Origin of the sequence: Acinetobacter sp. NPDC052428 (assembly GCF_044547685.1) — a bacterium.
Taxonomy (GTDB): Bacteria; Pseudomonadota; Gammaproteobacteria; order Pseudomonadales; family Moraxellaceae; genus Acinetobacter; species Acinetobacter lwoffii_G.
In genome coordinates this window covers 1-10,344 of record NZ_JBIUAT010000054.1, presented here as the reverse complement: position 1 = coordinate 10,344, position 10,344 = coordinate 1, and the positions used below count along the sequence as shown (strand labels likewise).

The following is a 10,344-nucleotide window of genomic DNA, read 5'->3' as shown; positions in this document are numbered from 1 at the left end:
AATACCAACGAACAGCCCAAAGAATGATTTCACCTTGAAAGTGCCGACCGTGGAAGGGATTCATCTGCTGTATCTCGAAATAAATAAGATATTTAGCTTATCATGTCAGCCTATTTGCAACAGTGCCCAATCAAGTTCCAGAAGGTTGGGTTCATATATTTAAGGGCTTAGTTAGTTGTATAAATCTTCAAACAGGTGAAAAAGCAGCCTTTCCAAAAGATGCTATTCCACTAGGGTGGTCTGGAGTAACAAAGGGTAAAGTGGCAATGAAAAATCCATTAACTGGAGAAACAGGTTCCTTCTATAAAGATGAGGTTCCACAAGGTTGGGTTGGAATGAACAGTGGCAATAAAAAAACGAACTCTACCTTCCAAAAAGTCCAAGATATAATCACTTCAAATCCTGATGCACCCATAAAAAAACTGATCGAGCTATGTGTTGAATCAGGTATTAATAAAAGTACAAGTGGAGTTTATTGTCGTAAGTTAAAAAGACTTGCAAAATAAAATTCTTACGCTTGAATTTAGCTTATTGAATACCTACCGATTTTGTGGACACTTTTTATAGTTCTTCTAAAATTAACATAATACTGATTATGCGAAACGAGAGCCTACAGCTCTCGTTTTTTTGTTCTAGAACTGCTAAAATTCTTATACGCCATTGACGTACTTAACCCTATGTTATTCATTGAAACCAGTATTTTTACCAAGCAAATCAAAGAGCTTGTCAGTGATGAAGAGTATCGTCAGCTCCAGCAAGATCTCTTGGTACAGCCCGATAAAGGTGACTTAATCAAGAATGGCGGTGGTATTCGTAAAGTACGTTGTGCTCAAGGTAATAAGGGTAAAAGTGGTGGTATCCGGGTGATCTATTATTGGGTCACAGAGGATGATCAGATCTTTTTCCTAGTCGCTTATCCAAAGTCTGTGAAAGATAATCTGACAGACAAAGAGACCTCGATCCTACGTCAATTAGTGAAGGAGCAATTTCATGGATAACAACTTATTTGATGACCTGGTTGCTTCAATCAAAGAAGCTGGTGCCATCAAACGCAATGAAATCAAAGCAAGTCGAGTGACTGAGCTTGAATTACCAGATATAAAAGAAGTACGTGAGAAAACTGGCTTAACCCAGGCAGAATTTGCTGCACGTTTGCATATCAGCGCGAGAACCCTGCAAAACTGGGAACAAGGCCGTCGATATCCGACTGGTCCTGCAGCGACTCTAATTCGCATTCTGGATGCCCATCCAACCCTAATTTAAAAAGTTTAGATAATAAAAAACCCCGGTATCCTGCCGGGGTTTTTTATTGTGCGATCTTTGGTAGGTGCTGCTCTACCTCACAATCCTAGTGTTAGAACTTATCATTGTTGTTTTTTGCTCCGGAACATCCTGTTCCTGTATGAATCTATTGTAGGGATATTCTAGCTATCCTGATAGCCGCAAAGAACTGGAATTTGAGTAAGCTAAAGCGTACAAAGTGCCTGAAATTTATCCACAAGAAATGGGGATAATTTTGAACATTCACGCATTGATAAAATTTAAAAAATCGCAAAATTGATTACTTTTTAAACAAATTTATTGGCAAAAGATTCCAAAACTGCTCATAAAAAAGCCGACTTGTTTCAAAATCGGCTTTTTTCTCATTTTTGCATTTTTCTGATTTTAATAAGTTGCTGATATTTCAATTAATATACAAGTGTATTGCGTATAACCGCCATTATGTTAAATGGAGTCTTTATGAGAAATTAATAATCTATGTTTGTTTGAGATTGAAGTATATTTAAAAAAATTAAGTTGTTTTTTTAAATGCATAACTTCATCTTTTAGTTTTTTGATTTGTTGGTCTCTTTCGTCCCGTATAGGGGCAGTAATTTCACCAAATTTTTTAACTAACTGGCTATATTCAATTAAGTTATTGTAGTCAAGTTCGAAATCTCCGCTTTTTATATATTTAAGTATAGTCGAGCGAGGTTTTCTATACGCTATAGCAGCATCACTGATCGAAAGTTTTTTTAAAAAATGATGATGTTGACTTAGCATATTATTTAACTTAATACATTATTAATTTGGTAGATATATATTAACAAAATTAACAAAATTAACAAATATAAGATATAAATCTTCAATTATTATTGGTTGATAATTGAACGTTTACTTTACACATACCCTACTCTGATAATTTTTCTATTATTAAATCAATACGCTTTTAAGAATTTATATTATTAACATAATACACGTTATACGAAATTAGAAAAATGAGTTTATTGCACTGATATTTATCTGTTTTTTAAATTTTAGACCTGGGTTGGTGCCCAGGTTTTTTTATTGCGTATAACAACCATTATGTTAAATGGGAGGATTAGATCCATCCTCCAGTAATAAAATCTCCTGAATCATATCCAATAGAGTACCCAACCTTTCTTTCTGGGTAAGCGGTTTTATAATGATTCATTGACGCTTGTGCCAGTTTAAGTGCATAAGCTAAGAACAAAGGATATTCAGCATAATTATCCAGTTCTGTTTCATCTGCTAAATCTTCAATAGATCGTAAAATTTCAGAGCTAAAAGCGCCTTGCTCAGGATAGTATGTTCTAGCTTCAGACATCCAATCTAAGTTATCTTCTTCTGCAATGTATTGATCTGATACTGCAAAATATAGATATCCATTATCAGAAAGACCAAACCAAAACCCTTGCTCAATAAAGGGAGAAGCCTCTTTTTCTAAAGAGTCAATTACGTGGGCTGCTAAACTTTTAACTTCTGTTGTGTAATCTAATTCTTTGAATAGGTCCCAACTTTTGTTTGGCTGCATTTCATGACAATGATTGATGATCGTTGTCATGAAATTATCAATATCTAGATCATTTTTATGAAGATCAATTTCTTTAAAGATTTTTACGAAGTCAAATGACATAAATAGCCTACATTTTTCCAAAATTTAAATAATTAAGAAACGTTTAGATTCCCTAAAATTAACATACTGCACGTTATACGAAATTTAAAAAATGAGATTATCCTTATGATAATTAAAGAAATTTAAAAATTTCGTATAATCGCCATTATGTTAAATCACTCTAATTTTTCATCTTAATAAAGTATTATTAATAACATAACGAATTAAATATAACTTTGATTTGAAGGCATAAAATGAAATTTTTCAAACTTGCATCTATTGCTCTAGGACTGATCTTTTCTATGGAAACTTTGGCAAATCCAACATTTTCAAATGAGTTATTAACAAAGGCTGAAAATGGTGATTCATCAGCACAATTAGAATTAGCCGATGTATATATACATGGTTACGGTATTGAAGAAGATGAAGCTCAAGCCGAAAGCTGGGCTATTAAGTCAGCGGAAAGTGGCAATATCGATGCAATGTATTGGCTTGGTGATGGGTATGCGACATACGCTGGTTTAGTTGAAGATATGGACCCAACTGATGCTGAAGAACATTATAAGAAAGCTTTTGTGTGGTTCTCAAAAGGATCTGACTTAAATCATACTGATTCTATGGTGGGTTTAGCTAATTTATATCGTAATGGTGAGGGAGTTACTGAAGATACTGCTAAGGCATTATATTTATTTAAAAAAGCTGCGTCTCTTGGCAGTAAAGAGGCTATGAGGGATCTTGAATTTATGTATCGATATGGAATAGGTGTAGAAAAAAATTTAGATAAAGCAAAATTTTGGGAAGATAAGGCACAGATGTAACTATGTAGAATAATTAAAATTAACATAATACACCTTATACGAAATGCGTTATAATTATCCTTATAATTCAACGCTGTAGTTTCTAGTTGATAGCCCATCTTCCCCAAGGTGGGTTTTTTTTATGATTTTTCACGTTCCACGCCTATTATTTCATCAATGTTCCACACTTTTGATTAGCTCAATTGAATAATCAGGATGCCTGGTCTTTTTCTTTTTGGCGTTCATTCAGCTCTTTTTCTAGTGCCTTTTTATCCTGGTATGCTGCAATCAGCATAATCGGGATCAGCAGCGGGGCCACAATAATGCCCAGGGCAATGTCTTTCAGTTTCGGCATGATCTCTCTCCCTTAGTCATTATCAAAAACAGCATTCAGCACACGGCCAAATAAGCCACGTTTTTTCTTTGTCTCATAGTGTGTCTTTGATACGTGTTTTGGTGTTTCATTGGGGTGTGTCACTGGTGTTTCATGAGATGTACTAATTTCACTATATTTATTATTATCAATAGTTTCACGTGTTTCACTACTGTTGTCGCATGGTGCATCATTAGGATGTGTCACTGGTGCATCATGAGACATTTTTTCTTCAGACTCTTTATGCCCTAATAGTAGTTGAAAGCGGTCTATTTGATCTAAATAGCGTTTTTCCCGATCTTTGTATGACTCAATTTCCTTTTTCATGAAATCAACAAGCTGACGTAAATCCGCATCATCCTTAGACTGATTCACTTCTTGTTTTTGTTCATGCTTTTTGATCGGCTCCCCAAAGCATCGGATGACTTCTGCAATATCAAAAAGTCCATCAGAGCTTCGAGATATACGTCCTTCTTTTATGGCCCTATATAACGTAGAGCGACTGACGTTAAAGCGATTAGATACTTCACTTAGTGATAACTTAGCCATTTGCTACATCCTTTTTACTTGATGGCATATATCCCACTTTTTTTAGGTACGGGTATAGTTCTTTTATTCGGTCAGGATTTTTCAGCATCTCAGCAATACGAATAGCAAATTGAGGATAGCTTTCAGTTCCTTGTGAATAGCGACCCATTTCAGGGAGTTCTGAAAGCTTATTTGCAAACATGTGACGTTGTGCATCAGTCATTTGGGTAAAGATATCTACCGTATTGGGGGCTTTTTCTGAAGGTATAGAATCAATTTTTTTATGCTTAAAAGTGAATGATAAGCCTGAGATAGATCTTCCTGTTTTGTACTGTTCATATTTTACATGTATATCAGTGAGCTCATTAATTTGCTTTATGGCTGGTTCTAAAACACGACTTTTAAAATTAATCATTTTTTGATATTCATTAATATCAAGTCCTAATTTTTCTCTGAACTCAGATAAAGGAATAACAGGTGTTTTTCCTACGTCTCTCCAAGCAATTAGAAACTCATATAGACGAATAGCATATTTGCTAGTTAGTTGGGCAACCTGTTTAAGTTGATAGCTCGTAAAGTGCTTTTCCAATCTTGTAATAAGAGGAACAACATCTGGTGCAAAGGTAACTTCTAATGTAGCAAGGTCATCAACATATGCAATTCGGCTAACCCAGCGGGATTTGACTACAATTTCTTTGTTTGTATCTTTATGAATTTCCTTAAAAGAGAACTTTCTTTCAAAAAGATTATTAACTGCATTTTTTAGAGCGTTATACGCAGCTTCTTTGGTGACATCAAAGCGAGAAGCATAATCAGAAGCATGAATTTCTAATTTACTGTCGGATGAGATCCCTTGGCCTGTTTCTCTTGCTCTTATTATTGATAAAAGGATAAGCCGTTGCTCGGTTACTTCGAGATTATAACTGGCATTAATTAAGGCATTATCTTTTACTACTAAGTCATTTTTCATAAGACTGCATAGGTTATAAGTGTTATTAAGACTACACTAGCATTTGATGTAATCAAATGCAAAGAAATTGTAGTCTTATGACAAAGAAATTGTAGTCTTATGACAAAGAAATTGTAGTCTTATGACAAAGAAATTGTAGTCTTATCAGTCTTGAAAACCTTGTAAATAAAGGCTTTTAGCATGTCTAAAAGTATTTAAAAACTTTAAAATAATTAAAAGCCCAGGAAAGGAAAAATTGCCCTTGGTTTTCGCTACGCTCAAACTCTATTGAATCTCGCTTTCGCTCGATTCGTCGGGGCAATTTTTGGTTAATATTTTCGTGAATTTTAGAAAAAGCAAAAGCAACTCGGAATTCGCTTCGCTCATCAGTTTTTATGCTCGCTTCGCTTGACCTAGAAGCAAATTGAATCTGTTCGCACCCTTCGGGATGCTCTGTACCTCAGTCTTAGCAGCAAAGGGAAGCTTGTAATCAGAGAAAAGGCAGGGCGAAATTCGAATGCTGACAGTTCGCTCGTAGACACTCGCTCTGTCACTATTAGCCACAACTTAATATTTAAACCCCCTCCAAAACTTCACCATTTGCGTGAATTTTAATTTTCAACCACAGTGGCATGGATAGTACCACTTAAGAGGAAAAATTGAAAATACGCGAAATGGTGAGCATATAGGAGGGTATGAGCCGACTAATTGCTAGTCGGCTTTTGTTGTTCACTTTTGGGAAGGGTTTTTCTCTTTGGTTTCAGTGGTTTTTAAAGCTTTTTCAAGCATCCCTTGCCACTTGGTAAGATTTTGTTGAGCTTGTGCCAGTTGATCTTTAACTCCTTGAAGTTCTGTTTTTGCCTGAACAGAATCTTTTTCACTAGCTGCTTTGAGTTTTTCTGATGCTTCAAATTTCTCTTTGTATTCAGTCACCTGCCCTTTGTATTCAGCAACACGTTCTTCAAGTTGTTTAATGGTGGTTGTCTGAATTTGGATTGTGGTTTCCTTTTCGGCAACTAGGTTTTGAGCCTTGTTGAGAGATTCCTCAAGGGTTGAGCGAGTCTGAGCATCTTTCTCGGCTGTTTCTTTGAGGACTTTGATCTCTTGGTCTTTCTGGTTGGTAAGGTCACTCATTTGAAGTTTCAGATTGGCAACCAATTTTTCAAGTTCTACGTTTCTGGCTTCGGCTACTTCTGCCTTTTTAAGTGCAGTTTGTTCCGCCTTTTGCAATTCAACCTTGTCTAATTCTAGCTTTTGAAGGTCTTTTCTGGTGTTGGCCAAATCGGTTTGAAGGCTTTTCACAGTGCCTTGAAGGGCATCACATTCGGTTGAAAGCTCCACTCGCATGTTTTCAGCGTCTTCCCTTTCCCTTTGTAGATCTGCCTCAGCCTTAATTAATTTTTCCTCGGCCTGTTGTTTTGCTGTTGCCCAGATTTTTGATGCCAGGTTTAAAGCATCTTCCTGGACTGCTTTTGGTGCTTCTTCTTCAATCTTTTTCTCAGGTAGTAGCTTTTGCTGTCGCCACTCTTTCATCACAGTTGATGTGGTGTTCATGTCTGTCTGAGCTGTGGATCTCACCTCAGCGACAGTAGGCATTTTGCCTGATTCAGATAGGATTGTTTCAGCTACTTGGATGATACGATTTTTGATTTCTTCTGCTATAAGCATTTGATTTCTCGGTCTTTATAATAATAAGAATAATAATAATCTTATTATTATTCTTATTAAATTATTATTTTGTAAATTTAGGGAAAAACACTTAATCCCTATTTCTACATGCTGAAATCGTTGTCATTGTCATTGTCATTGTCATTGTCATTGTCTTTTCTTTTTGATGGTGCTGGTGATGGGGTGTAAGTGGTTTCTTGCTTAGTGGATCTCCACTCCAGATCCTGCTTTCTTTCTTCAAGCACTTTAGTTGCTTTATCCGTATAAACCGTGATGTCTACACCTGTCACGCTCTTGTCTGTGTCGATGATTTTTTTGATGAGCTTAAGATCTTCGGCATTCAGTTTAGGGATTAAGTCTTCGATCAGCTCATACTTTTCTTTGGTGTATTTATTGAACTCTTTAAAATCATTCTCCACATAGGATTGAGCTTGTAATTGGGTCATCATGCCGATGTAGCCCATTCTTGATTTATGGATAAAACCAAGTTCATTATCAAACTCTCGGCCTAGTCCTGTTTTGTCAAAGTTCCTAAAGTATTCCTCAACGGCTAAAGCCTTCTGACGGCTTTTCTCTGCACGTGCTATTTCTTCTCTTTGTTCACGCTCAAAGGATTCTTTGGCTTTGCGTTTTTCTTCTTCTAAACGTTTCTTCTCTGACTTCCGTGCCTGTTCTATATATTGGAAAATAGGTGTGAAGTATTCCTGTTCAATGGATTGCATTTCACTGAATGTGACAAATGGTACAGCTTCGGCTTCAACATTCTGCTTCTTAAAGACTTTACTGAGTTTGGCTAGCAAAGATGGTTCTGGTGGGCGAGTTGGTTCAATGCCTTCCTGTCTTAAAACCAGACTGGCTTTTTTGAAGCTCTCCAAATGTTCAGTGAAATTGTGGTCTTTAATGACTTGGGCTTGTTCTGCTTTATTGCCATCTGTTGCATTGAAGTCCACCAAAAAATTTTCATAAATTTTTTGAAAATCCCAATAGGTTTGGTAGCAGTCCTCCAGATTATTTTTCTCTCTATCTCGGTCTTTAATTGCTAGTTCGGCTGCATCAATTTTCTTAGCCAGGTCATAGTATTCCTGAATACTATTTTCATTCGCTGCCCGAATATCGTTACGTTTTTGAATTAAATTATTGGACGCGATAATTTCGTTTTCTAGGCCTTTGCGTCTTAAGGCGGTGGTAGCTGGGCCTTCATGCACTTTGGCTTCCCGATCTATGCCTTGATCTTTATAGCTTCGATGATCTACCCGAACGTCATGCCCTGCCTTCTCTAAATGGGAATTTGTAAGTTCTGCAAACTTAGCTCGCCACCATTGGACTTCACCGCTTTTACGATCATCAAGCTCACGAGTTTTTTTGCCTAATCCCTCTGGCGTGGCTTGGCGTGTGGTCATCAAAACATGGGCGTGAAAATTGCGGTCATCGGTACCGCCTTGTGAATGGGGGGCATGTATACAGGCATCGACCACCACTCCATGACGTTTAACAATTTCCTCGCAAAGTTCTATTAGCATGGCCTTTCTTTGTGCCTGATTTAACTCTTGGGGAAATGCGATTTCAAACTCTCTGGCGATAGTGCTGTTACTTCGCTTCTCTGCTTTTTCGGCTGTATTCCAAAGATCTTGGCGGTTTTTTAAAGAAGGGGAGCAATCATTCGGAGTAAAAATTTGAGCCAACTCTATCCCTGATTTCTTTGTGTAGTCGTGGACCAATCCGTAATAGTGGTCTTCCAACTTTTGCCCGCTACGATAGGCTGCAGCTGCTACAGCAGATCTGCCTTTAGATCTTGAAACCGTTTTCATTGAGAAATGATAAATAGCCATACTCACCTATCTGATTCATGCAGGTTTTTACAAGTCGAAGACTTGTCCCCCAACGGTAGTTGGGGGTTGGGGTAAAGGGGGTATCCCCTTTCGCACGGCAAACTGAAAGTTTGCATAAGTGCGCCATTCCTATCGGACTGGTGTTCCCACTTTTTTGACTTTGACCCTTTCCACTTGCTGAAGCAAGCGAGAAAGGGCAAAGATCAAAAAAGCGGTAATAACGGCTTAAACCTATTTCATGAACTTTACTTTGAAAGGCGATTTTTGATCTGTGAGATCCAGTAGTCTGAAGGCATGTTATTTGAATCAGGAATGTTTTATGTCTTCTCAAAAAATCAAAGAGCAAATCGAAAAGATTGAACAGCAAAAAAAGATAGAACTAGAAAAAATTGAACAATTGAAAAGGCAACAAATAGCAGCCAAGCAAAAACTTCGTGCTGTTGAATCGACTGAAAAAAGAAAGGACGATACAAAGCTTAAAATTTTGATGGGGGCTTATTTGGAGAAAATATTAAAAGAAAGTCCGCAAACTGTTCAATTTCATAAAACGAAATTTAAAGCGTTCTGTGCGGCTGATAAAAGTGAAAAGGCTAGAACTAAAAATTTAGAATTAGCAGATAAGTTTTTTAATGATCTTGAAAACAAGCAAGACGTTTAGGCAAAAAAAACCCACCATTGAAAGGTGGGTTTTATGAGGTTATCTGTTTCCGATCCCATCTAGTCCCAGTGGAATAGAGTGGGTAAATTCCTTAATTTTTTCCTGCCAGTATATGTGTCTGCCCTCTTTCATATCTGTGAGAATGCGAGACATGACTTGCACTTTGCTCTCATTGCCCTCTTTGAAGCGATCATAAAGATTCTTGGCTTTCAAAGTGTCTAGTACAAACTGGATAGCGTACTGTTGTTCATCTTGCTCTACAGACGGCTTTTCCTTTTCCTCTGGTGGCTGTTCTGGTGGCTCTTTAGATTCGGCCTGTTTTGGTGTTACGTTCTTTTTCTTTGTGATCGTAAACCCCACATGGCTTGCTTTACGCCCTTCCTTTTTAACGGCTTGAAAGCTTACGGTAATGTCTGTTTTTCGGTTGATCATATCTATGTGTGGCTTGAGAACCATTTTTTTCAGTTCTTTAAAGTCAGCATAACTGGCTTCAGATATGCCTAAAAGTGCTTTTAAGGGCACTGTTGCAAATAGTGATTTGAGTCGATGATGTTCCCTTTAAAAAGTGCTTAGAGACCGAAAACCCTGTTGATTAGACACACTTCACCCTGAGGCTGACCATAATAAAATGACGATGCTTGTCCTT

At 37.1% G+C, this 10,344-nt stretch carries 13 protein-coding genes and 1 pseudogene; 5 read left to right on the top strand and 9 right to left on the bottom strand.

Annotation, left to right across the window (positions count from 1 at the left end; all coding sequences use genetic code 11):
- Positions 1 to 122 precede the first annotated feature (122 nt).
- The 3 genes from ACIG3F_RS15695 to nadS all read left to right on the top strand — a co-directional run bounded on the left by ACIG3F_RS15695 (position 123) and on the right by nadS (position 1,263).
- A complete protein-coding gene (locus ACIG3F_RS15695; RefSeq protein ID WP_396470493.1) occupies positions 123 to 506 on the top strand; it encodes a hypothetical protein in 384 nt (127 codons plus the stop codon).
- Between the two features lie 171 nt (positions 507 to 677).
- Positions 678 to 998, top strand: coding sequence for a type II toxin-antitoxin system RelE/ParE family toxin (locus ACIG3F_RS15690; RefSeq protein ID WP_000897309.1), 321 nt, complete (start codon positions 678 to 680; stop codon positions 996 to 998).
- Entirely contained in the window at positions 991 to 1,263 is a 273-nt protein-coding gene (gene nadS, locus ACIG3F_RS15685) for a NadS family protein (RefSeq protein ID WP_004641921.1), read from the top strand. The genes ACIG3F_RS15690 and nadS overlap by 8 nt, the downstream gene beginning before the upstream one ends.
- Positions 1,264 to 1,725: 462 nt before the next feature.
- On the opposite strand, the gene ACIG3F_RS15680 is transcribed toward nadS, so the two are convergent.
- Complete coding sequence (locus ACIG3F_RS15680; RefSeq protein WP_202034688.1) at positions 1,726 to 2,043, bottom strand: hypothetical protein; 318 nt, start codon at positions 2,041 to 2,043, stop codon at positions 1,726 to 1,728.
- A 319-nt stretch (positions 2,044 to 2,362) separates the two neighbouring features.
- A complete protein-coding gene (locus tag ACIG3F_RS15675) occupies positions 2,363 to 2,917 on the bottom strand; it encodes a hypothetical protein (protein ID WP_004734496.1) in 555 nt (184 codons plus the stop codon).
- 233 nt (positions 2,918 to 3,150) lie between these two features.
- Here ACIG3F_RS15675 and ACIG3F_RS15670 point away from each other — a divergent pair, with 233 nt between their 5' ends.
- The gene (locus tag ACIG3F_RS15670) at positions 3,151 to 3,714 is read left to right on the top strand and encodes a tetratricopeptide repeat protein (RefSeq protein ID WP_004734498.1); all 564 of its coding nucleotides are present in this window, start codon (positions 3,151 to 3,153) and stop codon (positions 3,712 to 3,714) included.
- 190 nt (positions 3,715 to 3,904) lie between these two features.
- On the opposite strand, the gene ACIG3F_RS15665 is transcribed toward ACIG3F_RS15670, so the two are convergent.
- The 5 genes from ACIG3F_RS15665 to mobQ all read right to left on the bottom strand — a co-directional run bounded on the left by ACIG3F_RS15665 (position 3,905) and on the right by mobQ (position 9,040).
- A complete protein-coding gene (locus ACIG3F_RS15665; RefSeq protein WP_171476913.1) occupies positions 3,905 to 4,048 on the bottom strand; it encodes a hypothetical protein in 144 nt (47 codons plus the stop codon).
- Between the two features lie 12 nt (positions 4,049 to 4,060).
- Positions 4,061 to 4,615 (bottom strand): plasmid replication DNA-binding protein, encoded by a 555-nt coding sequence (locus tag ACIG3F_RS15660; protein WP_136144359.1) that lies wholly within the window; start codon positions 4,613 to 4,615, stop codon positions 4,061 to 4,063.
- Complete coding sequence (gene repM, locus ACIG3F_RS15655) at positions 4,608 to 5,564, bottom strand: replication initiation protein RepM (RefSeq protein ID WP_138742819.1); 957 nt, start codon at positions 5,562 to 5,564, stop codon at positions 4,608 to 4,610. Before repM ends, ACIG3F_RS15660 begins: the two co-directional genes overlap by 8 nt.
- Before the next feature lie 708 nt (positions 5,565 to 6,272).
- Complete coding sequence (locus ACIG3F_RS15650; protein WP_138742818.1) at positions 6,273 to 7,211, bottom strand: DNA-binding protein; 939 nt, start codon at positions 7,209 to 7,211, stop codon at positions 6,273 to 6,275.
- 104 nt (positions 7,212 to 7,315) lie between these two features.
- Positions 7,316 to 9,040: a MobQ family relaxase gene (gene mobQ / locus ACIG3F_RS15645; RefSeq protein WP_396470492.1), complete on the bottom strand. Its 1,725-nt coding sequence runs from the start codon at positions 9,038 to 9,040 to the stop codon at positions 7,316 to 7,318.
- Between the two features lie 319 nt (positions 9,041 to 9,359).
- On the opposite strand from mobQ, the gene ACIG3F_RS15640 reads away from it, so the two are divergent.
- A complete protein-coding gene (locus ACIG3F_RS15640) occupies positions 9,360 to 9,698 on the top strand; it encodes a hypothetical protein (protein WP_138742816.1) in 339 nt (112 codons plus the stop codon).
- Between the two features lie 39 nt (positions 9,699 to 9,737).
- Here the strand turns inward: ACIG3F_RS15640 and ACIG3F_RS15635 are convergent, their stop codons facing one another.
- Both ACIG3F_RS15635 and ACIG3F_RS15630 read right to left on the bottom strand, forming a co-directional pair.
- Complete coding sequence (locus ACIG3F_RS15635) at positions 9,738 to 10,220, bottom strand: hypothetical protein (protein ID WP_396470491.1); 483 nt, start codon at positions 10,218 to 10,220, stop codon at positions 9,738 to 9,740.
- Between the two features lie 47 nt (positions 10,221 to 10,267).
- Positions 10,268 to 10,344 (bottom strand): annotated as a pseudogene (locus ACIG3F_RS15630) (IS6 family transposase); the annotation flags it as partial.